The following is a 24012-nucleotide window of genomic DNA, read 5'->3' on the forward strand; positions in this document are numbered from 1 at the left end:
TATCTGCTGCAAAGGTATTGAAGATCATTTTCTACACACTGGCTTTGGACCATCTTATCAACCGTTTGTGAACCCTCGACCATTTTTCGTAAGATTCTGGCAATACACGCCACGCTGCACCCTTGCGAGCAATCCACATCATGGCATTGATACATTTCCGGTTATCGATTGCCAGTACGTTCTGAATCCCCTTCTTTCTCAGGAAAACTTTCTTTTATTCCTTCCTATTGGTCGTCTTGTATCCCTTGAAATCTTATCTCCGCTTGTAACTAAACGCCTTAATCTTACAACATCTTAATTATAAATGTCGACACACTCTTTATGCCTGTAAATCGTGTAGTATCAGTCATCTATATCAAATGAACCTACTTACATCTAAATAATCATGTTTTTGATTGCGTATGTACAATATATCAGATTGGGTTTTTTAAACACTCATTGATCTGGTTATTGGAAAAAAGATTTTTATTGCGTTAATAGAAAGTGCTTAGAGAAACTAGGCGATGACGGATTCGAACCGCCGACTTTCTCGGTGTAAACGAGACACTCTACCGCTGAGTTAATCGCCTTTCTCTGAAGTAAATATTACCTATTATATTTTTAAAAGTAAAGTCCTAAAATTTGGAAGATAGCGTGGAACTCTTTATTTTTTATAATTTTTAGAATTTTTAGAATTTTTTTAAAAAATATCCTCACATCAAAAAGAAAAATTATTTAAAAAAAGTCTAGAAAACTTTAGCGCAAACCATGTTATACTAAAAAATAGGTATTAAACGCAAGAAGTATAAACGCTTTTATGTTTCGGCAGAGACACTTTAAAAGCATTTAATCAACGTTCTAGCCATAAGTTTAATCCTCTTGATACCACCAAAATCATAAGAACATCCCGAACTGAAAAGTCATCTTTTCAAAACTGCTCTTTCATATTAAAAAATTTTACACCAATTACAGCACTGCAATACGTGAATTCTAGCGCAATAAATTCTATTTTGGATCAGAAAGGGAAAACTGAGAGATACTAGGAACAGACCCGTATCTGAATTTTTAAAAAGAAGTGAAAACGTTGTTATCGAGTCCGTTCAAAACTTTTCAAAAATCAGTTAATTACTATTACTCAAGGAAAAATCCTGGAGGGAAGTACCCTTCATAGCGGCGTTCAGAATTTTTTACAATGGACTCATTCTCAATCGCTATAGTGTACTGTGTTGTTAACCATCGTAAAAACGACGGAACAATGTCACGTCCACGACATTCAATCTTTCTTGCATTAACTCTATTTTTTTCTGGCACCTGCGGTGTGTTGATGGGCGCGAATCATTTGTAGAATCAAGCATGATCCATTTCGTATCAGTATCTGCTGCAAGGGTATTGAAGATTATTTACTACAACTGGCTTTGGAGCATCTTATAAACCGTTTGTGAACCCTCGACTATTTCCCGTAAGATTCTGACAAGGCACGCCACTGTGCACCTTTGGGGGAAATCCAAATTACGGCATTGATAAATTTCCGGTTATCGGTGCCAGTACGTCCTGAATCCCTTTTTTTCCCAGGCAAACTTTCTTTTATTTCTTCCCATTGGTCGTCTTGTGCCCCTTGTAATCTTATATCCTGGTGTAAGTACACACCTTAATCTTACAACAAGTTAATTGTAAATGTCGACACATTCTACGCTAGAATAAAAAAGAGTATTTCAGGGAAAGTGAGAAAACATGCATCCTAAACCAGCAAGATCCGTATACTGTACCACTAAAAAATTTAAAAAAGTTCTTCTGAAAGCGCACCATCTACTTAAAAAACCTAATGCTTCATCGCTACTACGACCAGAAAGTGCCGACCACTATTCCATAGATTCAAGCGCTGCGGTGATTTCCACTAACTCTTTAGTAATCTTATTTTGTCTTAAGTAATTATACTGCTTTTGAAGAGACAAAAGAAGCTCTGTAGCATTATCTCCAGCTTTTTCCATAGCAATCATACGAGCACTATGCTCACTAACTAAGTGTTCCTGAAGAAGCGATAAGAAGTGTTTAAAAAAGCACATTTTCTCCCAAGCCTTTAATACTGCAGCAGGATTGGGTGAAAGTAACGGAAGGGTATAATCAAAATACTCTCCAATACTTTTATCAAGCGAAGGAAGAGAAGAAACGGGATTTTTCTTTCTTGGATCGCTAAAGCCTAAAGGGACCCAAATAACCTGTTGAGAAAGTGCATTAATATAGTGCATATACAAAATATAGCACCCCTTCAAAGAAGCGTAAGGCGCAGACTGATATACTCCCTCCAACCATTCTACAGCTTCTTTCTGAGCAAAATTTTGTATATTGTACAAGTATTCAAAACGAATGTGAGGGTATTGGAAGGCGTTGCGTTGTACTAAAGGCGCTATTTTTTTTCCAATAATACTCACTTGATCTAATTGGGGCATTTCCTGCAAACATTCCCATACTGCTTTCTGGATTTTTGTATTAAACCCTCCACAAAACCCTCGGTCCGATGCCAAAACAATCAAATGTCGGGGCTCTTTAGAGGAAGCGCTGTTAGGAAACAGCTGGAAAGCAGTATCTCTAGGCTCTCTCAACGATGTTTTAAGAAAATGAAAATAGTGTAGCTGCTCTAAACGATGGGCTGTAGTGTTAAACTCTTTTTGGGCACGATGCCATTGGTGCTGTGCTTTCAGAAGCTTGGTTTGAGACACCACCTTGAGTGCTTTTGTCAACTGCTCAATCCCCGCAACACTTTTACGCTTTGTGCGTAATTCTTTTAGCGTCATCATACTGGAACAAAATTTTCCTTACATTGTTGAATACACTTGGAAACTGCTTCTTGAGCAGCTTGGGAAAATTCCGTAGTGACTTCTATTTCCTGAACCCATACCGAAGCAGTCTCATTTAATGTTTCCCATAAAAAAGATAAAAACGCCAAAACCTGAGAAACGGGAAGATCATCTAAGTATGCTTGAGTTACGGCGTACAAACTAATCACTTCCTGGGCAAGAGAGCAGGGAGAATTCTGAGGCTGCTTTAAGGTTTCTACGACTCGTTGACCACGCTCTAATGTATGCTTCGTTGCACTATCAAGGTCCGAAGCGAACTGAGCAAACGCCTCTAATTCTTTGTACTGAGCAATTTCTAACTTTACAGCACTGGATACATGTTTAATGGCTCTGGTTTGAGCGGCAGATCCTACACGACTCACAGAAAGCCCTACATTGATGGCAGGACGAAGACCTTTATAAAATAAATCCGCTTCCAGCACTAATTGTCCATCAGTAATAGAAATAATGTTGGTAGGAATGTAGGCAGATACGTCTCCTCCTTGAGTTTCCACGATAGGAAGCGCTGTTAAAGACCCTCCCCCCAAATCATCATTTAATTTTGCCGCCCGTTCTAATAATCGAGAATGAAGATAAAATATATCTCCTGGATAAGCTTCTCGACCCGGAGGACGGCGCAACAACAACGCCATTTCCCGATATGCCACAGCATGTTTTACCAAGTCATCATAGACGATGAGCGCATGTTGCCCCCGGTCTCTAAAATATTCTGCCATGGCGCAGCCTGTATAGGGTGCTAAAAATTGAAGAGAAGCAGATTGGGAGGCGTTAGCACACAAAACAACGCTGTATTTTAGCGCGTCGTGTTCTTCTAAAGTTTTAACGATTTGAGCCACAGTGGAACATTTTTGTCCAATGGCTACATAAACGCAGATTACAGGACAGTGAGGATGCGCGTCGTTAAATTGCTTTTGATTCAAAATTGTATCAATAGCAATAGTAGTTTTGCCAATTTGACGATCTCCAATAATAAGCTCTCGTTGTCCTCGTCCAATGGGTATAAGGGCATCAATAACTTTGATTCCTGTAGCCAAAGGTTCGAATACGCTTTTACGGGCAATCACTGGGGGCGCAGGACGTTCAATCAGACTGTATTCCGGATTTTTTAGGGGTCCTTTTCCATCAATAGGTTCTCCTAATCCATTGACTACACGACCCAATACTCCAGGCCCTACAGCGGTTTTCATCAGCTGTTCTGTGCGCTTTACAACGTCTCCCTGTTGTATATTTTGGGCATCTCCAAAAATCACAATTCCCACTGTATCTTCGTTGAGATTCATTGCCATGCCCTGAGTACCATCACTAAATTCTACTTTTTCTCCAGCCTGCACATGATCAAGCCCCCAAACGGTAGCCACTCCGTCTCCCACACTTAATACAAATCCTACCTGAGCATCTTGGGTGGAAAAAGAAGAATCCTCCTGAGAGAGAATATACTGTTTAATAAGTGTAGAAAACTCAGAAGGGTGTAATTTTGAAGATTTCATAGAGCGTCCTTTTTGTTTTAATTTTTATTTTAATAAAAAGCATTATACTTAATAATTAAACTAAACTTTTCTCCTAGAAAACGTTATTTTTGAGAAACGTTAAAGATTCTACGTAACAGTGATTTGTTGTTTGTTTTAAGGTAATATACGCACGCACTAAAAATTACCTTCGAGAAAATAACTATTAAAAAAAGGTTTTTAGTCCATAAAACACCTTTGCTAAACTTATCTAAGCTTTTGAAATAAAACTAGTTTTTATTATAGCAAAATTTTATAAAAGACGCTAGAGGATGCACACCGTAAATTCTATGATAATTTTTACTGGACATAGATTATGGAATAATTTTTTTGCTCTTTACAGATCCTAAGTGCGAGCCTAAAACATAACTTACCCCTCCCTTCCCCTCACAATTGTGAAAGTCTTCTAATTAGTAGCATAAAGTGTACAATGGATACTATGATTCTTCTCCACCAAGATAGAACTTGCATAATCTTTGGAGCGTTTTGGTAAGTGATTAAGTCAACAAAATGCGCGCTCCACACCCCGTCTTTTTTCCAAAATAGCCACCCTTGGATCAGAAAACCAATATCTCACGTGTGTTCTTCAGGAGATTTTAACGTATTCTTCCATTGGTTTTTGATAATCGGCATTCGCGCAAACACTCTTAAGCGTTGGATAGTGTCTTAACGCTTCTTAAAACACAGAACAGCCTCCAGCAGTATCATGAATATTAGCCCATCAATGCCATATTTTTCAGCTTTATCCGTTATTTTTACACTTTGAAAATCGACTAGACTATAATTGGGGTCGGCATGACGCCCGAATTTCATAGGACTAAGTTTCACAAGATCTTATATCATTTTTTCTAGCACTTTTATAAAAACTATAGACTGTTTTTCAGGGCGGGTATTTTTTGCAAGAAATTCCATTGGAATCCCGGTTTTATCCCATAAATACGGCACGCATCAACAGTTTTGGGGTATCCTTTCAGTTTTTTCCATAATTGTCCCATTCTAAAATAACCTTCAATTAAGAGTTAAATCACTTGAATAGGAGGTAATTTTTTTTCCTGCTACCCCATATTTTTTAATCTATTGATCTCAAATTGTGAAGAAAGGTTCTTATATTCACCCTAGAAAAATAAAGATTTTTTTATTATTATTCTATTATAATTACTTTTGTAAATTATAGTTCAAAAATTAAACATGTTTAAAAAAATATCTGTGTTATTTTTAATGGGAGCAATTCACGGCATCGCAGAGGCCGTATCATTTGATGAACTGAACAACTCCTTTCATGTTCTCCTTGGACACAAGAACTTTCCAATCCCTCAGGAAGTAAAACAAAGGTTGCTCGCTCAACGGACTCAAACTGAACAGCAGGTCAGCAATCAGAGCTTGCCTCTTTCTAGTACGGAAAAAGAAAAGCTGATACACGATTTGCATATAGAAACCGTAAAGACTGCTACCGAGTACTTTTTTACTGAGGAGCAAAAGAAAAGATTTAATAAATTACTTCAAAACAAAAAAATTTCTGATCAACAAAAAGAACCAATGCTAACACAGCTTCGTAACCTTATGCTTCCCCCTCCTCTTTCGGGTCAAAAGATACCTGCTGAGATATCTACTGAAATTGATACAGTACTCTCAGAAATGGAAAAGCTTCATTCTTCAGCAATACAAGAAGAGAAAACAAAGCGCGTTGATGAAAAAGTTACAAAGGTTGTCAGTAATTTAAAAAAACTTAATGAATTAGACGATTTAACAGAAGAAGAGTTGAAAGATTTAGAAGACTTCGACAATGTCCAGAATTCTAATTTTTACTCTGATGAAACATTGAATCGTAAGAATAGCACCTCATCATCAACAGCCTCTGAAAGATCCAATCTCTCCGTAAAAGATCAGAAGGTTAAAGAGGACTTATCGACTTCCCTCGGACAACATCACGTCTTATCGGAGCCACTGGGAATACGTGTTAATAAAGCCCGCTCAAAAGGCATTACTCCTGAGGAAAAAAAACGCCTCTTAAACGATCTTAAAACGGAGTGTAGTAAAAAAGAAAATAAAAAAATAATGGAAGAATATCACAAAAATTCATCTAAAATTACGGAAATAAACCGCGAACTAGAGGAATTAAAAGAAAAATTGAACCAGGATGCTGTTGCCAAAATAAATATGCAAATTAGAGAAAAACCAAAAGAAACGAAAAAGCTATGGGCTGCTTTTGATGCGCTAGGAAAGAGGAATGACGCGTTACGAGAAACAAAGCAAAAATTGGAACAGTATATTGAGTCCAACAAAGAGGCTATAGAAAATCATCAAGGTTATGCCCCCTGCTTAGAAATTATAAAATCAATTGAATCACTACCAGCCCCCCAAGAAAATCAGCCGAAAAAGAAAACAGGAACAGTGGCGGCATATATTAAAAACCTTATGTCTAAACCAAAATAAGAGAGCGCTAAAATAAGATAGGCTTATTCACAAAGAGTATCAATGGAGTAAAAATCATAATTGATGCTTTGCTATATCACTTGGGTTTTCTACAGTGTAAGAAACCCTTTGTGGTGTGATGAGCGTTTTGACGGAACACTGTCCTCCAGAGAAGAAACTCTGTTTAACCATACCGCACTATCCCCAAGATCTAAGTCTCTAGACGCCCCCTAAATACTCCATCCTTTTTTTATTATTTTTTTATTATTTTTTATTATAATTGTTTTTGTAAATTGAACTTTAAAGGATAAAAATGTTTCAAAAAAATGTATATTATATATTATTTTTACTCTTGGCAATCCATAGCGACGCAAAAGCTGAGTTAACTGAAAAATTGAAAAAACGCATTGCGGAGATCGAGAAAAACACAAATACTCGTTCTACTAATGAAATAGAGGCGCTGTTAAAGGATCTTCAAGAACATTGCAATCAAGAAAAAGAAATAAGAGACTTAAAAAACGACAAAATCATTCTTGGTAAACTTTCTGAACTACAGAATGAAAGGAATAAATTGTCTCAAGAATTAAAGAGTTCCAACGATGAAAACACAAAAAAAAAGCTTAACGAAATAGAAATAGAACTAAAAATTTTTCTTGCGAGTAAAGATAATCAAGACCCTATGGAAAGATATACACACTATGAGAATTGTGTGGGTCATGTCCACAATATAAAAAAACTTTTGCTACAAATTCCCCCAAGCGTACCAAAGCCAGAATTACAAAAGGAAGAATCAGATACGGCCCCTCTCAAGATTAAGGGACAAGAACAGTTAGCTGAATTACCAAAGATATTAGAAGACAAGATAAAACAAGCCCCGTTACCTAAAGAATTACAAAAACAGGTTGATGCGGTAGTTCAAAAGAGGACCATTCCTGATAAGAAAAAAAATCTGCTATTAAGGGAGATTTCAACACACTGTAATAGGAAATTAGAAGAAAAAATAATGGACGAATATAATAAACTCGATCCTCAACGTAAGGCTTTGGAAAAAGAAGTGAACGATTTAGGAAAAAAAGTAAATGTAAAAGCTTATAATAAGCTACTGGCTAAGAAAGAGAAAAACAAACAACAAGCGGAGGAACTGGAAAATGAGTTTTTGAAAATAGAAACGCAATATAACGAAAAAAAATCTAAATTGGAAACAATAGTCCGGGAAATGAACTATTATAAGGTTTATCCACAGGCAGGAGCAATAAATGAAAAGAATTCAATGAGTGAAGCTTGTGTTCAAGCAACGAAGGCGATTAACGATATACAAAATGTGTAATAATAAATTATTAACAAAAAAATTAATATTCAGTAAAATTTAGAGTATAATCTATCATGAATAAAAAATATGATTAAATATTTTGATAGTGTTAAAAATATGGAATTGCAAAGCTTATTATGTATCTAATGAAAAAATCTGACTCTTATGAACAATAAATAAATTGGAACAGTATATTGCGTCCAACAAAGAAGCTATAGAAAATAATCAATATTATAGCCCCTGTTTAGAAATTATAAAATCAATTAAAGCACTAACAGCCCCCCAAGAAAATCAGCCGAAAAGAAAACAGGAACAGTAGCAGCATATATTAAAAAATTTATTTCTACATAAAAATAAGGGAGTACGATAGGCTTATTAACAAAGAATATCAATGGGGTAAGAATTATAATGATTTTCTATAGCACTTGGGTTTTTTAAAGTGTAAAAAACCCTTTGTGGTGGGATGAGGATTCTAATGGAACACGATCCTCCAGAGAAGAAACTCTGTTTAAACAGACCGCACTACCCCCAAGGTCTAAGTCTCTAGACGCCCCCTAAATACTTCATACTTTTTTTATTATTTTTTTATTATAATTGTTTTTGTAAATTGAACTTTAAAGGATAAAAATGTTTAAAAAAAATGTATATTATATATTATTTTTACTCTTGACAATCCATAACGACGCAGAAGCTATATTCCCTGAAGAGCTGGAACACCGCATTGAGGAGATGCGTAAAAACAAGGAGGCTCTTTCTCCTGAGAAAAAAGAGAAGCTGTTACAGGATCTTAAAAAAGAGTACGAATCCGACAAAATCTTTCTAAAAAATTCAAAAATTTATGAACAATATCAGAAATTGGATATAGAACTTAAGGATTTGCAAGAAAAAGTAGGTTCGTCAGGTCAGCAGAAATTAGAGGAAACAATCAATAAAAACCCAAAACAAAAAAAGAAACTAGAAAATAATTTCCGTCAATTATCAGAGACATATCAAAAAAAATTAGAGGAGTTTAGAAGGCTAGAAGAAGACACGTTGATAAAACAAAATAAGTATTATTTGGATACAATAAAGGAACTAGAAGAGCTTAAACCAGAGTTACCAAATCCGGAAACGCTTTATAGTAATGAAAAAAAGCAGTTGGAGAGATTAAAAGAAGAAGTGAAAACGAAGATAGAAAATGCTCTGTTACCTAAAGAATTACAAAAAAAAGTTAATGAGGCAGTTAAAAAGGGGGCCATTCCTGATAAGAAAAAAAATCTTCTATTAAAGGAGATTTCAACACACTGTAAGAAAAGTAAAAAAGAAAGAATGATGGACGAATTTTATAAACTTGATCCTCAACGTAAGGCTTTGGAAAAAGAAGTGAACGATTTAGGAAAAAAAGTAAATGTTAAGGCGGAGACTGAACTACAGGCTAAGATAAAGAAAAACCCAGGACAACAGCAAAAATTGAAGGATGAGTTTAAACAAATAGAAAAGCAATATAAGACAAAAAAATCAGAATTGGAAGAAATAGTCAAAAAAATGAACTATTATGCCACCTCCTCAAAAGAGGGGACAGAAGAAGTATTCAATCGTCCTTGTTTCGAGGCAAAGGAGAACATTCAGAATATAAAAAACGAAAAATTTAAAGAATCAATCCTCCGTGTCTCCAAGTAAAACGAGAACATTCAAAATGTAAAAAACAAAACATTTAAAGCTTAACCTTCCTTGAAACTCGACTTATGTGTCAAGTCTTTTCTTACCTGAGTCAAACCGTAGAACAATAATCTTCCACGCTAGCCTAATGCCGCGGTGAACACCTGGTCTAATTATTTGATTAACCTCCCGATGAGTTGTTTTACTTGCAATTTAACAGCTCTAGTTTTAAATCTAAACCATTGTACGTTATTTACTCATTTTTTATAAGAGCTACTTTGTCTCATCAATCAAAAACTGACAATCTAAAAAAGAAAGGTAGACTAGAAACGTAAGAAATAAAAAGAATTTTGTCCGTAGTAAGTATTAACCATGAATAAAAAACCGAAATTTTCCTACGGACTATAAGGAATTAAACAAAAGAATTCATTAGAGGAAAAATAAATTTTAAAATATCTGCATACACATGTTCAACAGACTGATCTGCTTGAATTATATGCAAACGTTTTGTCTCGTAATAAAAATCTAAAATATCTTTCATACTTTTGTCAAATACTTGAAGACGCTTCAAAACAACTGATTCCTCGTCATCAGAACGTTTCACGAATTCTCTAGCACCACATACAGTGCACACATCAATCATCTGACAATAATCTTTTTGACAGCGCACACATGAGGAGCGCTTTCGAATACGTTCTAAAACTTTTTCTGGAGAAATTTTCAATAAAATAACGATTTCTATACGCAGCAAACCGGATACAGAATATTTTTCTACCGCTTCAGCTTGCTCAAATGATCGGGGCACTCCATCCAATATAATCCAATTACTCTCGTACTTAAAAAGTTGTTCTTTTAAAACTTCTATCACGTCCTCAGTACTTAAGTATTCTCCCCGCTTTAATATATTTTCAATCTTTTGACCCAAAGAAGTTTTTTGCATAACCTCAGCTCTTAAAAATTGTCCCATAGAGATTAAAGGAATATTTAATTTTTCCGAAAGTAAGGTGCTCTGAGTCCCCTTTCCAGAACCTGGGGCTCCAAACAATACAAGACCTTTTTTCATTATTTTATCTCTTTTGTTTTTTAAATAAACGACTATATTGGTGGGAAACAACGTAGGAAAAAAACTGAGATGTAGTTTCAAGAGTGACACTCACTGCAATCAAAACACTCGTTCCTGCAATGGGAAAAGATATATAGAACAATTTACTTAAAACATCGGGAAGGACTACAACAGATGCAATATAAACAGAACCCACCACCGTCAATCGATTTAATAAGTAAGTAAAATAATTTGCTGTCATTACCCCCGGACGTAAAGGATGCACTGAGATATGGCTATTCATAAGCTCCTTCGCTTTTTCCTCAGGATTAAAAACAATAGTTGTGTAAAAAAAGGAAAAAAAGATAATAAGCCCTACGCGTACAAAAATAGAAACGACAGGGTGTACAAATAACAACTTGAGTAAAGGGCCAATAATCCAAAAGTGGTCCATAATTTTAAGATTAGCCAAGGTATAAAAAAGTCCCAACAGTGCCATAGCAAAAATTGGCGGAAGAACTCCCGTAGGATTTAGTTTCAAAGGAATGTAAGGACGTTCAATATGATGTTGAGAACCTACCTCGGGACGACGAGAGTACTGCACCCCAACTTTATAGTAAGCTTTCTCCATAAAAGTAATAAAATATACAAAACATCCTAAACCCAAAACACCCAAAATCACTTCAAAAAACGTAATTCCGCCTGTACGGCCCAATTCTAAAACTTGAAATAAACTTTGAGGTAAGCTAGCAATAATTCCGGCATAAATCAACATAGAAGAACCATTTCCAATGCCTCGTGCAGTAATTTGTTCCCCTAACCACATTAAAAAAAGAGTAGCACCAACAATAGTAGTTATTGTACTAAAATGAAAAAACAATCCCGGATCTAGTACTAAACCTGGAATCGAGCTTAACAAAGAAGCTAAACCTGCAGCTTGAACTGTAGCCAAGCCAATGGTTCCATAGCGCGTGTACTGACTGAGCTTTCTTCTTCCTGCTTCCCCTTCTTTTTTAAGGGTAGTAAAATGAGGAAACACCACAGTCATAAGTTGAATAATGATACTGGAAGAGATGTAAGGTCCCAAGTTAAGAGCAAAAATACTCATTCGTTCCAAAGCACCACCCGAAACGATGTTAAACATCTTCAATATTCCCTGAGAAGTATAATCTCCCGCCAGAACACGCATCCCCACCGGATCAATCCCGGGTACAGGAATATAAGTACCCAAGCGATAAATAATAAAAATCCAGAGCGTAAAAAAAATTCTTCGATGTAAATCAGAAGCTTTTAAAAAAGCATCAAGACTTAAATTGTTTAAAATATTCTGAGAAAGCGAATGTTTAGACATAACTAACCTATAAATGCTATGGAGTTTTAGAAACTAATACACATGTTCCCTTAACGCTATGAATTTTAGACTGAGCTTGACATGAAAAAGCGTCTGCAACAATATGGACAGGATAACTAAGAGTTCCCCGTCCTAGTATCTTTAGGGGAAACACTTTCTTTTTGAAAAATCCCTTTTCAACAAGAACATCAAGTGTTATAGGAAAAGAGACATCTAAACAACCAGAATCTATTGCTTGTTGAATGCGATCTAAGTTCACTGAACAAAAGCGAGATCTTCGAAAGGGTACAAATCCCATTTTAGGTAATCGACGACATAAAGGCATCTGCCCCCCCTCAAACCCTTTAATACTAACTCCAGAACGGGCAGTCTGTCCTTTCCCGCCTCTAGAAGAAGTTTTTCCTCTTCCTGAACCAATGCCTCGTCCAACACGACGAGATGCTTTTCTAGCGCCTAGGCAATCTTTTAAGTCATTTAACATATTTTCATCCTAACTAAATGTTCTACTTTATGAATCATCCCTAACACTGAAGGACAAGCAGGCAATACTTTAGAATTACCCAACTTTCCCAACCCAAGAGATTTTAAAACTTTTCTCTGAGTATGAGAAACGCGAATTGAACTTCGATACTGCGTACAATGATAGTATTTCATGCTTCTACTCCTTGTAAAAATTCCCCATAAATTTCTTCTAATTTTTTATCTCGCTTCCGACTAACAACACGAGGAGTTTCCATCCCCTTAAAAGCTTCAAAGGTTGCACGCACCACATTATGGGGGTTTCCCGAACGCAAAGTTTTGGATACAACATCCTGAACTCCCATAACATCAAAAATAGCACGCATAGTTCCTCCTGCAATAACACCCTTTCCTTTTTTCGCAGAGCGAATACACACTTCTCCCGCGCCGTATTTCCCCAATACATCATGAAAAAAAGTTCTACCCTCTTTCAAAGGAACACGAATAAGATGCTTTGAAGCCTGATCTGTAGCTTTTCTAACAGCACTAGCCACCTCCTTGGCTTTACCAGAGCCAAAACCACAGCGGCCTTTTCCGTCTCCTACGACTACCAAAGCTGAAAAATTAAACCGCTTTCCTCCTTTTACTACTTTAGAGACACGAGAAACCTTTACTGTAACTTTCATCAGTTCTTTTTCTTTGTATTTATTACTTGAATACCGTTCTTTCTGAAGATTTTCTCTCATTCCAATAACGCTCCCACTAAAACTTTAATCCGCAAGCTCTTGCCGCATCTGCCAAAGATTTAACCCTACCATGAAACTGATAATAGCCTCGGTCAAAAACTACATCTCTGAGTCCTTTTTCCATAGCACGCTTCGCAATAGTTTCTCCCACCCAATATGCTGCTTTACAATCGCCACCTCTAGAAGCAGCCCGATAGTCTTTTTCCAGAGAAGAAGCACTAACAACAGTATGTTGCGCAACATCATCAATAATCTGGGCATAAATATGTGAATCTGAGCGGAACACAGAGAGACGATGTCGATGGATATTTTTTCTGTTTTTTAACTTTTCTCGAACACGATGCTTTCGCCTTTCTTTTGTAGAAGATTTGTATAACATATAGACCCCTTACTTTGTTTTTCCTTGTTTCATGCGTACGTACTGCCCTTGAATACGAATTCCCTTACCTTTATAAGGCTCTACTTGGCGAATTTTTAAAATAGAAGAGACTGTATGTCCCAAAAGAACTTTATTTGAAGAAAAAAGTCTAAATAAAGTAGGTTTCTCCACAGATAAGAATACGCCATAAGGTAAATTACAAATCACATCATGACTATACCCTACGGCCAACTTGATTCCATTTTCATGAGGCTCTACTTTGTATCCAACACCAACAAGTTCTAAAGTTTTACTAAAAGAGTTCACTAACCCCTCAATATCTGCTTTTAATAAACTTGAATAAGTTCCCAATTCACTAATTCTAGTACGTTGTTCTTTCCTTGTCAACATCGAAGAATCTTGTGATGATAACGTTAGCCAGAACTTATTATCTAAATGAGTCACAACAATATAACTTGGAATAGATCTTTTAACTTCCTCTATACCATGAGAAAAAATAATTATTCCTAATTCTTGTCTATACTTCACTTCTTGAGGGATCGTTATCCCTGCGCTTGCAATACGAGGAACTTTAATTTTTAATACTTTTTTAGTGATTACCATATTTTCTACCATACTGTTAATAAAATTTTCCCCCCCACGCCTAATGCTCGAGCCTTCACGTCTGACATAATCCCACGGGAAGTGGTTAATATTGCATTTCCTAACCCTGCCACAACACGATGTTTATCACTGAATTTCTGATAAAAATGCACACTAGGCTTGGAAACACGCTTAATTTCCCGAATAACAGGACGAGAACGATAATATTTAAGATGTATCTTAAACATGGCACGACTTACAGTGTCACCGATTTCAGAGTAGGACACAATATATCCTTCTTGTACCAGAACATCCAGAACACCTTTTTTGAGTTTAGAAACTGGAACCAAAACTGTTTCTTTTTTTCTTTGCTGTGCATTTCTAATACGCGTTATCATATCCCCAATAGGATCTGTAAAAGCCATTTTATTTTCTCCTTATTTTACCAACTTGACTTCTTTACACCTGGCAAATCTCCCGCCAAAGCCAGTTCTCTAAATTTTATGCGAGACAGAGCAAAAAGACGATATACTCCTCTAGACCTACCTGTCAACATACACCGATTTCGTATACGAACGGCACTACCGTTACGCGGAAGCTTAGAAAGCTTTAAAACGTATTTAAAGCGCTCTTCTAAAGAAAGACTCTTATCATGAATAGACTTGTTTAAAGAAAAACGCTTTAGCTTATCTCTTTGAACAATTTTTTTCTTTCGATGATTATTTTCTATTAAACCTTTTTTAGCCATTCTTTACTCCCTAAATGGTATGCCAAATTTTTTTAATAAAGCTAATCCCTCTACATCAGTAGACGCGCTTGTAACCAAAACAATCTGCAACCCCAAAGTTTCTTTCACTTGATCATAGTTAATTTCTGGAAAAATTTGCTGCTCTTTGATTCCCAAAGAATAGTTTCCTTTTCCGTCAAAACGTGTTTTCATTCCACGAAAATCTCGCATTCGGGGCATCGCAATATATACAAACCTACGAAGGAAATCATACATGCGTTTTCCTCTCAAAGTTACTTTTAATCCCAAAGCCATTCCCTCTCTGATCTTAAATCCTGCATTAGACTTTCGAGCGTGTGTTACTACGGGCTTTTGTCCGGAAATTCGACTAAGTGCAAATTCCGCAGACTCAGAAAAAGATTGATCACCCATTTTTCTACCAAAAGAAGCATTCAAAACAATTTTCTCCAATCGAGGAACTTGATGAACATTTTGATAAGAAAATTCTTCTATCAAAGATGGTTTTATATTGTTTTCATACAAAATTCTCATCTAACCCTCCCAATTATTTCTCCAGACCGCTTAGCATAACGAAACTTTTCTCCATTTTCATCAAACTTAAACCCGATTCGTGTCAAAACATTTCTAGACCAGTATTGATAAGAGTTTTCTTTGAATTCTGGGTCAATAATCATAATATTTGACCAATGTATCCCAAGGTTTTTTTTAAAAATTCCCCCCTCCGGATGCGAAGAAGAAGGTTTAGTGTGACGAAGGAACTCACCTGCGCCTTCCACAAGTACTCTGTGACGCGCGTAGTCTATAGCTATAACAGTACCGCGAGCTCCTTTATCCCGCCCCGTAATAACGACAACGCTGTCTCCTTTTTTAATTTTACACTTCATTAGTACACCTCAGAAGCTAAAGAAACTATCTTAGAATATTTTGCTCGTAATTCTTTACTTACTGGACCAAAAATACGTGTTCCAATAGGATCTTGATTTTTTAATAAAACCGCAGCATTTTCACTAAAAACAATCGTGGTACCATCTGATCGTGTAATTGGACTTTTTACGCGAACGATGACAGCACGCACTACAGATCCAGGGGCAACTTTGGCACCCGGAACGGCTGTTTTAACGGAAGCAACAATAACATCTCCTACACTTGCTACACGTCGTTTAGCTCCTCCTAGTACTTTAATACACATCAAAATTTTTGCACCGGAGTTATCTGCTACTTGCAAACGAGTCTGCATTTGAATCATTGTACATTCTCCACGTTTCTTAAAACAACCCAATGCTTTCGTTTGGAAAGAGGACGACTTTCTTCAATAACTACCACAGATCCAATATTAAAGTTATTTTTTTCGTCATGAGCCATATATTTTTTTCTTTTCAACATTTCTTTGTGATACAAAGAATGTCGCTGCCTCTGGTGCACCAACACCATCACAGTTTTATCTGAAGATTTCTTAATAATCTGTCCTATAAATTGACGTTTTGCCATTTTTATCTTCCCTTTTGACGTTGAGTCATAATCATTTTCAAACGAGCAATATTTCGACGTACCACACGAATTTGATGGGGTAATGCTTTAGTTTGAGGATCTTTTTTTGTAAAACAAAACCCAGCGCGCTGCCTCAAAAGCCCATAAAACTCATTAGAAAGTTCTTGAGGCGACATACTTATTAGAGTTTTTAAATATTCTTTACTTTTCATTCTATTCTCCTTGGCTAGAGCGCTTTATAAAACGTCCCCCAATTGGAAGTTTAGCAGCTGCCAACCGTATAGCTTCTCGAGCAATATCCTCAGAAACATTACTAATTTCAAAAAGCACACGCCCCGGAGCCACCCGACAAACATATCGATCAATACTTCCTTTTCCACTTCCCATACGAACTTCTGCAGGTTTAGCAGTGACAGGAACATTGGGAAAGCAACGAATCCAAACACGACCAACACGACGCATATAACGGGTCATACTTTTGCGAGCTGCTTCAATTTGACGAGAATCAATACGCCCAGAACTTTCTGCCTTCAATCCGTATTCTCCAAAGGCTACAGTATTCCCACGAGCTGCATTTCCATGAATTCTTCCTTTAAAAGCTTTCCGAAATTTTGTTTTTTTTGGTGCCAACATTGCTTTCTACCCCACACGATTAATAGACGTTTCACCCAAACGTCGTTCCACTAAAGAAGATCCTTTTTCCAATACATCTCCTCGGTAAATCCAAACTTTCACTCCACAAACTCCCGAAGTTGTGTGCGCTTCACTACACGCATAGTCTATATCGGCTCGAAAAGAATGTAAAGGAAGTCTTCCTTCTAAATGCCACTCAGTGCGAGCAATCTCAATCCCTCCCAAACGACCACCACAGTTAATACGAATTCCTTTTCCGCCCATTTTTAACGCAGAAGCTGCAGACTTTTTCATTGCTCTTTTATAAGAAGCACGCTTTTCAAGTTGACGAGCAATATCATCTGCTACTACTTGAGCGTAAAGCTCTGGCTTTCTAAGTTCCACAATGTTAAAAAAGCAAGAAACGTCATGTTGTTTTTTCAACTGGGAGAGTAAATCGTCAATCCCTGCTCCTTTTTTTCCAATCACCACACCAGGACGCGCGACGTAAACAGTCACATGAGGCTTTTTATCTAAGCGAGACACAACAATCCTTGAAACACCCGCGCTAGAAAGTTTTTTTTGAAAAAAAGATCGAATTACAAGATCCTCTTGTAAATAAGAAGAGTATTGTTTTTTTTCTGCAAACCAAAGGGCGTTCCATCCTCTGTTTATTCCTAATCTTAACCCGATAGGATTTGTTCGATGTCCCATTTATTTTTCCTCCAAAATAACACGCACCTGACTAAAAGGTTTTCGAATTTCCCCGGAATGGCTTCTTCCACCAATATGGCGGCGACGCAAAACCATATTTTTTCCTACTGTTATCTCTGATATACATAAAGCATCAGGATCTAACTGAAAGTTGTTCACTGCATTAGCTTTTGCAGAAAGCAAAAATTTTTTCACATCAGGGGCAATAGATTTTTTCATACCGTCTAATATTCTAATAGCTTTTTTTAGAGGATGTCCTCGAAGACAAGAAATCACAAGACCTAACTTCTGTGGACTAATACGTATCATGCGCCAACATGCATGCACTTTCTTTTTTTCATTCATTGAACTCTCCTAACGTTTTGTCTTTTTATCTCCAGAATGTCCATAAAAAGTACGCGTAGGAGAAAATTCCCCAAGCTTGTGACCCAACATGGCTTCTGTTACTAAAACGGGAATAAACTTACGTCCGTTATGTACTGCAAAAGTCACCCCTATCATTTGGGGTAAAATAGTAGAGCGCCGGGACCAAGTTTTAATCGGAGAACTTCTCCCAGATTTTTTTAAATTCTCAACTTTTTTTATAAGATGAAAGTCTACAAAAGGTCCTTTCCAAACTGATCTAGTCACAACAACTCCTTTTTATTTTTTACGACGACTGACAATAAATTTCCACGATTTAGCCTTCTTAGAACGGGTACGTAAGCCTTTAGCATTTTGTCCTTGCGGAGATACTGGGTGCCTTCCCCCAGAGGTACGTCCCTCACCTCCTCCTAAAGGATGATCTACGGGATTCATGGCAACACCACGAACATGAGGCCGACGTCCCAACCACCTATTACGTCCTGCCTTCGCTAAACAAATATTTCGGTGATCTGCATTAGATACAACACCGACCGTAGCCCAACAATTTTTGTGAATTTTACGAACTTCACCAGAAGGAAGACGTAATAAAACATAGTTTAACTCTTTTCCCATAACTTGAGCATACGTTCCTGCTGAACGAGCGACTTGAGCTCCTTTTCCAACTTTTAGCTCCACGTTGTACACAAAGGTTCCCGAAGGAATTCGAGATAACGGAAGAGCGTTTCCTTCTCGAATTTCACACCCCTCTCCTGCGTATACAGTTTGTCCAACTTTCATACCAGAAGAGGAAATAACGTAACTTAAAGAAGAAGAATTATCTGAGTTTCTACGAGAAAGTAGCGCCAAAAAAGCACTCCGGTTAGGATCATATTCTAACCTCTCTATAAGAGAAGCAGACACCTTGTTTTCACCAGGGTTTCGGCTAAAGTCAACTACCCTGTACAATTTTTTACTTCCTCCCCCACGAGAACGGCAGGTAACGCGTCCTTGAGCATTCCTACCCCCAGTTTTTTTTTTACAGTAAACTAAAGATTTTTCAGGGCGTCCTTTCCAAAGCTCAGATCGGTTAATAGTGACTAATCCCCTACGCCCCGGAGAAGTGGGATTATGATGCTTTAAAGTCATTGTGTCCCTCCTAAATTCAAATTTTTATCCAAAGCCTGTCCTTCAGAAAGCCTAATAATAGCTTTCTTGTAAGTGGTTGTAACCCCCTGACGCCCCTTAAATTTTCGATTTTTTCCTTTAACAATAAGAGTATTCACTGAAAGTGCGTCAACGTCAAACAAGCGCTTTAAAGCTTCTTTAATCTGCATTTTGTTTGCCCAAAAAGCCACTCGAAAAACATATTGATTTTTATGTTGACTTAATAAAAAAGACTTTTCAGTTACAACCCCAAAAAAAATAGTACTTAAAACTTGAGGCTCAGAAAGCTTTTTTTTGTGATCTTTATTCCAAAACCGATGTATCATGGCTGTAACCTCTCTTCTATATGCTGTAAACTACTTTTTGATATAATCAAATTTTTATGTCGTAAAATATCATAAACATTCAACCCATCTTGGTGTAAAACATTATAACAAGGCAAATTTGAAACACTTCTTTCAACGTTTGCATAGGTACTATCAGAAGCAATCAATAAAGCACTGTCAGATCCAATCTTTCTAAAAAACCCTTGACAATCTTTAGTTTTTAATGATAAAGGAACCGAATGATCTTCTAGAACAAACAAATTTCCTTCTTGCTTTTTCAGAGAAAGCGCAACACGAAGACCCAAAGATCTAACTTTTTTGTTCAGACTATAACTATGACTTCTTACAACTGGACCAAAAATAACTGCTCCCCCTACAAATTGGGGAGAACGACGAGAACCGTGCCGTGCTTTTCCAGTTCCTTTCTGACGATAAGGCTTCCGTGTTGTTCCTGAAATCTCGCTAATTCCTTTTGTTTTATGATTTCCGGAACGACGCTTTGCTAACTGCCACAAAACAACTCTCGCAAGAATATCCTTGCGTAAAGTTTGCTGAAAAATGAACGGAACAAGCTCTACTTCCCCTACAGCCTTCCAATACCAATCTAATACTGGAAAACACTCTTTTTGATCCATATTCATACCCTCGCCTCAACCAACTCAGCACTTTCATCACCGTTAATTTTCAATTCAAACACTCCAGGCCATATTACTTCATTTGAAGAAGGAATTTTTACAGCATCTCGAATCTTTATCCAAGCCCCTTTAGGACCAGGAACCGCTCCAGCCACAACGATTAAGCTTTCTTCATCTAAGGTTTCTAATACTCTCAAGTTTTGCTTAGTAACAGTAACACACCCCATATGTCCAGCCATTTTTTTACCTTTAAACACTTTACCAGGATCTTTTCGATGTCCAGTAGATCCATGAGAACGATGAGAAACTGAAGTTCCGTGACTTGCAGGCAATCCTCTAAAACCCCAACGTTTCATACCCCCAGAAAATCCTTTTCCAATAGAGGTTCCAGTTACATCGACCCACTGCCCCGGAGTAAAGTGAGATGCTTTTAAAACCGAACCCTCTGGAATAATACCATCCTCACTTACAATGAATTCACAAAGTTTACTAAAAAAAGGAACCCCCTGCTTTTGAAAATACCCTTGAAGTGGCCGAGAAACTTTCTTTTTAGCCTTCGCTCCTATTTGAAGAGAAATGCGCTGTCCTTCCTTTCTACATCTCACAACACAGGAATCTACTTGCAACACTGTTGCAGCAACAATTTTATTTTTTTCTACAACCCGAGTCATTCCTATTTTACGAGCTATTAGTCCTACACGCTGCTTCATAAAAAAATTTTCACCCCACCTTAATTTGTATATTAACGTCTGACCCTAAATCCAAACCTTTAAGCGCCTCAATGACTGAAGATTGGGGCGGAATTTCTAAGGTAATGAACCGACAATGCGATGCAATTTCAAACTGGTCTCTTGCTTCTTTGTTAACGTGAGGAGATCGTAACACGGTAAATTTACGAACTCTCTTAGGAAAAGGAACAGGACCAGAAACACTAGCACCAGAACGAGAAGCGGTTTCTGCAATAGAATTTACTGCACGTGCCAAAGATGCCGGATCATAACTTCTTAAATACATTGTAATCTTTTGAAAATTCGACATCAATCTACCCTAATATTTCTGAAACTACGCCAGAGCCAACAGTTTTGCCCCCTTCTCTGATGGCAAACCGATCTCCCTCCGTCATTGCAATAGGAGAGATCATCTCAACAGAAAGAGTCACATTATCCCCGGGCATAACCATTTCACGTCCCTCTTCAAGCTGTATACTGCCAGTAACATCGGTAGTACGAAAATAAAATTGAGGACGATAATTGCTCAAAAAAGGTGTGTGACGCCCCCCCTCCTCCTTAGTCAAAACGTAAATAGCAGCTTTAAACTTAGTATAAGGCTTCACGCTTCCTGGTTTTGCCAAAACCTGTCCCCGCTCCACGTCTTCTTTTTTAATCCCTCGAAGCAAAACTCCCACATTATCTCCCGCAAGAGCTTCATCTAAAAGTTTACGAAACATCTCCACTCCTGTAACTACACACTTCACCGTATCTCGCAAACCAATAATCTCTACTTCTTCTCCTACTTTAACTTTTCCTCGCTCTACGCGACCAGTCACCACTGTACCACGACCAGAAATAGAAAAAACATCTTCTACCGATAACAAGAAGGGCTTTTGTATATCACGCTCCGGTGTAGGAATATAATCATCCACGGCATCCATTAATTTTTTAATACATTCAGATGCCTCTGGAGTATTTTCATTCAAACTTCTCGCAGCAGAACCTCGAATAATGGGAGTATTTTCTCCATCGAACCCATATTGCGTCAAAAGTTCTACGATTTCCATCTCTACTAAGTCTACTAATTCAACGTCTTTCATCAAGTCTATCTTATTGATAAATACGACCATCTTAGGAACACCTACTTGACGGGCGAGCAAAATATGTTCTCGGGTCTGAGGCATGGGACCATCCGTGGCAGAAACTACCAAAATTGCACCATCCATTTGGGCAGCACCGGTAATCATATTTTTTACATAATCCGCATGTCCCGGACAATCTACGTGGGCATAATGTCTTTTTTCTGTCTCATACTCTACATGAGCCGTAGAAATCGTAATTCCTCGAGCACGCTCTTCAGGAGCAGCATCAATTTGATCGTATGCCTGAAATTGCCCTCTGCCATGTTGACTAGCGTATTTCGTAATCGCTGCTGTCAACGTAGTCTTTCCATGATCAACGTGCCCAATAGTACCGATGTTAACGTGAGGTTTACCACGCTTAAACGTTTCTTTCGACATAAAACTCTTTTCTAACTTTATTTTCATAATATGTAGCACATTTCCACCAATACAATCAAGAGCATATTCTAAAAAAACTTATTTTTCTCTTTTTTAGCATAGGTATGTATCAGTGCCAGATTGTGATAACGTAGATCAATAGTAAACATTTGCGGATCGTTTTTCCAGAGTTGTTAATGACTGAATCCATAAGATGTTAAATCTTTAAACGGTTTAAGTCCCTTGGTATAATTAATTAAGTCTTCACACGCATTATAGGATTCTGTTTACGTTGATCATAAGTATCATAAATTTCTCTTTTAAGCATCTTGTACAAATACTATCAAAATATCGTTATATTAATTCATCTTTTGATAAATTTAATATTCTTTATCAATGAATTATCTTATGGAGTGCTATAAGAGCACAGCTTGGATAAAATTCCTTGAAAATGGCGCAACTTCAGACTGCCCCTATGGTTTAAGGGGCTTAACGTAAACACTACTTTAATGCTCTATTAATGGCTATACAAAGCTAAACTTTTTCTTTATTATGGTTAAAGTTACCTTAAATTAGGTACGTAGAGGGCAAAAATAAAAATATCCACAAGCCCATAAAGTATATACGCCTTAAGTTAAAGAAAAACACAAAAGAAAACATTAAAAGTGTTTGAGACACACAGGAATATAGTTGGTAGATGGCATAAAAACGTTTCGAGTGTCAACGTAAACTGGACTATTGAAACGGGAGAATATTAATTTGTCAAAGAAGAATAAAAATATTAGATTGCAAGATATCAGGAATGAGTTTTCCATAAGCAAAGGTAAGCGGAAGCAAAGGATGTGCCACTGAAGTATTCAAACAACTAAAAAAAAGTCACATGGATACACAGTCTTGTATATATTGCTTAAAGTAATGTTGATATAGCAATTTGCAAAGATAGAGATTAGAAAAAAAAAACAAAACACTGGTTTCTAAAAAGAGTGGTAAATATTACAAAAAAAGCTGTCACATAGTGCGCTTAATGAAGACGCAATCCATCGCACCTATGCGTTTTAACGGTTTTTACAACATAGATCTTTTTAATCATTGGGAAAAACAGTATTGAATCAAAGCAGTAAATCCCGGACAAGGAGTAATTTGGGATCATCCCTCGTTCTATAATCTAACTTATAAGAAACAAGAATTAATGAAATCAGTTGACTGTGGACTAGTGTTCTGACCACCATATTCGCCTGATCTATCCCCTATTGAGAAATGCTGGGCTAGTATAAAACGACGGATTAAGCGTAATATTACTCAATGCGCTAAATTCTATAAGGCCTTACTTCAATTATTTTGAATCTCATTTTCAAACTAAATTTACTATAAGTGTTGTTAAACGAGAATTTTTTGACCTCATAAGCGTACATTTTACCGTTTCTCTCTTCTTCTACTTGGCCACGGTTTTGGACTTAATGGCATAGAAAGAACGATCAAAATCTCTTGATTGTTTTTTATTTTCGAACCTATGG

General features: G+C 37.0%; 32 protein-coding genes, 1 tRNA gene and 1 pseudogene. 5 read left to right on the forward strand and 29 right to left on the reverse strand.

Annotated features, from left to right (window positions below):
* Positions 1 to 298 (forward strand): hypothetical protein (locus tag HCUR_RS09560; protein WP_243397267.1); only part of this gene is annotated, 298 nt, incomplete at its 5' end.
* Positions 299 to 497: 199 nt separating this feature from the next.
* Here HCUR_RS09560 and HCUR_RS04075 read toward each other — a convergent pair.
* The 5 genes from HCUR_RS04075 to HCUR_RS08575 form a co-directional block, all read right to left on the reverse strand.
* Positions 498 to 569: transfer RNA gene (locus HCUR_RS04075), tRNA-Val, on the reverse strand.
* 860 nt (positions 570 to 1429) lie between these two features.
* Positions 1430 to 1624 (reverse strand): transposase, encoded by a 195-nt coding sequence (locus HCUR_RS04080; RefSeq protein WP_104206873.1) that lies wholly within the window; start codon positions 1622 to 1624, stop codon positions 1430 to 1432.
* A gap of 214 nt (positions 1625 to 1838) precedes the next feature.
* The gene (locus HCUR_RS04085; RefSeq protein ID WP_104206874.1) at positions 1839 to 2774 is read right to left on the reverse strand and encodes a F0F1 ATP synthase subunit gamma; all 936 of its coding nucleotides are present in this window, start codon (positions 2772 to 2774) and stop codon (positions 1839 to 1841) included.
* A complete protein-coding gene (gene atpA / locus HCUR_RS04090) occupies positions 2771 to 4321 on the reverse strand; it encodes a F0F1 ATP synthase subunit alpha (RefSeq protein ID WP_104206875.1) in 1551 nt (516 codons plus the stop codon). The genes HCUR_RS04085 and atpA overlap by 4 nt, the downstream gene beginning before the upstream one ends.
* 684 nt (positions 4322 to 5005) lie before the next feature.
* On the reverse strand, positions 5006 to 5167 hold the full coding sequence (locus HCUR_RS08575) for a hypothetical protein (RefSeq protein WP_165780740.1): 162 nt from the start codon (positions 5165 to 5167) through the stop codon (positions 5006 to 5008).
* A gap of 360 nt (positions 5168 to 5527) precedes the next feature.
* On the opposite strand from HCUR_RS08575, the gene HCUR_RS04095 reads away from it, so the two are divergent.
* From HCUR_RS04095 to HCUR_RS04105, 3 genes are all read left to right on the forward strand, one after another.
* A complete protein-coding gene (locus HCUR_RS04095) occupies positions 5528 to 6772 on the forward strand; it encodes a V-type ATP synthase subunit I domain-containing protein (protein ID WP_104206876.1) in 1245 nt (414 codons plus the stop codon).
* A gap of 292 nt (positions 6773 to 7064) precedes the next feature.
* Complete coding sequence (locus HCUR_RS04100; RefSeq protein WP_104206877.1) at positions 7065 to 8078, forward strand: V-type ATP synthase subunit I domain-containing protein; 1014 nt, start codon at positions 7065 to 7067, stop codon at positions 8076 to 8078.
* A gap of 609 nt (positions 8079 to 8687) precedes the next feature.
* Positions 8688 to 9719, forward strand: a complete 1032-nt coding sequence (locus tag HCUR_RS04105) for a hypothetical protein (RefSeq protein WP_104206878.1) — start codon at positions 8688 to 8690, stop codon at positions 9717 to 9719.
* Positions 9720 to 10110: 391 nt separating this feature from the next.
* On the opposite strand, the gene HCUR_RS04110 is transcribed toward HCUR_RS04105, so the two are convergent.
* From HCUR_RS04110 to tuf, 24 genes are read right to left on the reverse strand one after another with little or no spacing between them, the layout of a single operon-like run.
* Entirely contained in the window at positions 10111 to 10761 is a 651-nt protein-coding gene (locus tag HCUR_RS04110; RefSeq protein WP_104206879.1) for an adenylate kinase family protein, read from the reverse strand.
* A gap of 4 nt (positions 10762 to 10765) precedes the next feature.
* On the reverse strand, positions 10766 to 12091 hold the full coding sequence (gene secY, locus HCUR_RS04115) for a preprotein translocase subunit SecY (protein WP_104206880.1): 1326 nt from the start codon (positions 12089 to 12091) through the stop codon (positions 10766 to 10768).
* Positions 12092 to 12107: 16 nt separating this feature from the next.
* A complete protein-coding gene (gene rplO / locus HCUR_RS04120) occupies positions 12108 to 12572 on the reverse strand; it encodes a 50S ribosomal protein L15 (protein WP_104206881.1) in 465 nt (154 codons plus the stop codon).
* Positions 12566 to 12745, reverse strand: a complete 180-nt coding sequence (rpmD, locus tag HCUR_RS04125; RefSeq protein ID WP_104206882.1) for a 50S ribosomal protein L30 — start codon at positions 12743 to 12745, stop codon at positions 12566 to 12568. The genes rplO and rpmD overlap by 7 nt, the downstream gene beginning before the upstream one ends.
* Positions 12742 to 13296: a 30S ribosomal protein S5 gene (gene rpsE, locus HCUR_RS04130; protein ID WP_104206883.1), complete on the reverse strand. Its 555-nt coding sequence runs from the start codon at positions 13294 to 13296 to the stop codon at positions 12742 to 12744. The genes rpmD and rpsE overlap by 4 nt, the downstream gene beginning before the upstream one ends.
* Positions 13297 to 13312: 16 nt before the next feature.
* Complete coding sequence (rplR, locus tag HCUR_RS04135) at positions 13313 to 13675, reverse strand: 50S ribosomal protein L18 (protein ID WP_104206884.1); 363 nt, start codon at positions 13673 to 13675, stop codon at positions 13313 to 13315.
* Between the two features lie 9 nt (positions 13676 to 13684).
* Positions 13685 to 14290, reverse strand: a complete 606-nt coding sequence (locus tag HCUR_RS04140; protein ID WP_104206885.1) for a 50S ribosomal protein L6 — start codon at positions 14288 to 14290, stop codon at positions 13685 to 13687.
* The gene (gene rpsH / locus HCUR_RS04145) at positions 14284 to 14682 is read right to left on the reverse strand and encodes a 30S ribosomal protein S8 (RefSeq protein ID WP_104206886.1); all 399 of its coding nucleotides are present in this window, start codon (positions 14680 to 14682) and stop codon (positions 14284 to 14286) included. Before rpsH ends, HCUR_RS04140 begins: the two co-directional genes overlap by 7 nt.
* Positions 14683 to 14699: 17 nt before the next feature.
* On the reverse strand, positions 14700 to 15005 hold the full coding sequence (rpsN, locus tag HCUR_RS04150; protein WP_104206887.1) for a 30S ribosomal protein S14: 306 nt from the start codon (positions 15003 to 15005) through the stop codon (positions 14700 to 14702).
* A gap of 3 nt (positions 15006 to 15008) precedes the next feature.
* Positions 15009 to 15536, reverse strand: coding sequence for a 50S ribosomal protein L5 (rplE, locus tag HCUR_RS04155; protein WP_104206888.1), 528 nt, complete (start codon positions 15534 to 15536; stop codon positions 15009 to 15011).
* Complete coding sequence (gene rplX, locus HCUR_RS04160) at positions 15533 to 15889, reverse strand: 50S ribosomal protein L24 (protein ID WP_104206889.1); 357 nt, start codon at positions 15887 to 15889, stop codon at positions 15533 to 15535. The genes rplE and rplX overlap by 4 nt, the downstream gene beginning before the upstream one ends.
* Entirely contained in the window at positions 15889 to 16251 is a 363-nt protein-coding gene (gene rplN / locus HCUR_RS04165) for a 50S ribosomal protein L14 (protein ID WP_104206890.1), read from the reverse strand. Before rplN ends, rplX begins: the two co-directional genes overlap by 1 nt.
* Positions 16248 to 16493: a 30S ribosomal protein S17 gene (gene rpsQ / locus HCUR_RS04170; RefSeq protein ID WP_104206891.1), complete on the reverse strand. Its 246-nt coding sequence runs from the start codon at positions 16491 to 16493 to the stop codon at positions 16248 to 16250. Before rpsQ ends, rplN begins: the two co-directional genes overlap by 4 nt.
* Positions 16494 to 16495: 2 nt before the next feature.
* A complete protein-coding gene (gene rpmC / locus HCUR_RS04175) occupies positions 16496 to 16705 on the reverse strand; it encodes a 50S ribosomal protein L29 (protein ID WP_104206892.1) in 210 nt (69 codons plus the stop codon).
* A gap of 1 nt (position 16706) precedes the next feature.
* A complete protein-coding gene (gene rplP, locus HCUR_RS04180; protein WP_104206893.1) occupies positions 16707 to 17126 on the reverse strand; it encodes a 50S ribosomal protein L16 in 420 nt (139 codons plus the stop codon).
* Positions 17127 to 17132: 6 nt separating this feature from the next.
* The gene (gene rpsC, locus HCUR_RS04185; protein ID WP_104206894.1) at positions 17133 to 17819 is read right to left on the reverse strand and encodes a 30S ribosomal protein S3; all 687 of its coding nucleotides are present in this window, start codon (positions 17817 to 17819) and stop codon (positions 17133 to 17135) included.
* Positions 17820 to 18164, reverse strand: coding sequence for a large ribosomal subunit protein uL22 (locus tag HCUR_RS04190; protein WP_104206895.1), 345 nt, complete (start codon positions 18162 to 18164; stop codon positions 17820 to 17822).
* A gap of 9 nt (positions 18165 to 18173) precedes the next feature.
* Positions 18174 to 18449 (reverse strand): 30S ribosomal protein S19, encoded by a 276-nt coding sequence (gene rpsS / locus HCUR_RS04195; RefSeq protein WP_104206896.1) that lies wholly within the window; start codon positions 18447 to 18449, stop codon positions 18174 to 18176.
* 12 nt (positions 18450 to 18461) lie between these two features.
* Entirely contained in the window at positions 18462 to 19310 is an 849-nt protein-coding gene (gene rplB, locus HCUR_RS04200; protein WP_104206897.1) for a 50S ribosomal protein L2, read from the reverse strand.
* Positions 19307 to 19654 (reverse strand): 50S ribosomal protein L23, encoded by a 348-nt coding sequence (gene rplW, locus HCUR_RS04205; RefSeq protein ID WP_104206898.1) that lies wholly within the window; start codon positions 19652 to 19654, stop codon positions 19307 to 19309. Before rplW ends, rplB begins: the two co-directional genes overlap by 4 nt.
* Positions 19651 to 20289: a 50S ribosomal protein L4 gene (gene rplD, locus HCUR_RS04210; RefSeq protein ID WP_104206924.1), complete on the reverse strand. Its 639-nt coding sequence runs from the start codon at positions 20287 to 20289 to the stop codon at positions 19651 to 19653. The genes rplW and rplD overlap by 4 nt, the downstream gene beginning before the upstream one ends.
* Positions 20290 to 20291: 2 nt before the next feature.
* Positions 20292 to 20999, reverse strand: a complete 708-nt coding sequence (gene rplC / locus HCUR_RS04215; protein ID WP_104206899.1) for a 50S ribosomal protein L3 — start codon at positions 20997 to 20999, stop codon at positions 20292 to 20294.
* Positions 21000 to 21009: 10 nt separating this feature from the next.
* Positions 21010 to 21327, reverse strand: coding sequence for a 30S ribosomal protein S10 (gene rpsJ / locus HCUR_RS04220; RefSeq protein ID WP_104206900.1), 318 nt, complete (start codon positions 21325 to 21327; stop codon positions 21010 to 21012).
* Between the two features lie 4 nt (positions 21328 to 21331).
* Positions 21332 to 22519 carry an elongation factor Tu gene (tuf, locus tag HCUR_RS04225; RefSeq protein WP_104206901.1) on the reverse strand — a complete coding sequence of 396 codons (1188 nt, stop codon included), beginning with the start codon at positions 22517 to 22519 and terminating at the stop codon, positions 21332 to 21334.
* Between the two features lie 1213 nt (positions 22520 to 23732).
* On the opposite strand from tuf, the pseudogene HCUR_RS10215 reads away from it, so the two are divergent.
* A pseudogene (locus HCUR_RS10215) lies at positions 23733 to 23840 on the forward strand (IS630 family transposase); the annotation flags it as partial.
* Positions 23841 to 24012 lie beyond the last annotated feature (172 nt).

This window comes from Holospora curviuscula, from assembly GCF_002930195.1.
In the GTDB taxonomy this organism is placed as follows: domain Bacteria; phylum Pseudomonadota; class Alphaproteobacteria; order Holosporales; family Holosporaceae; genus Holospora; species Holospora curviuscula.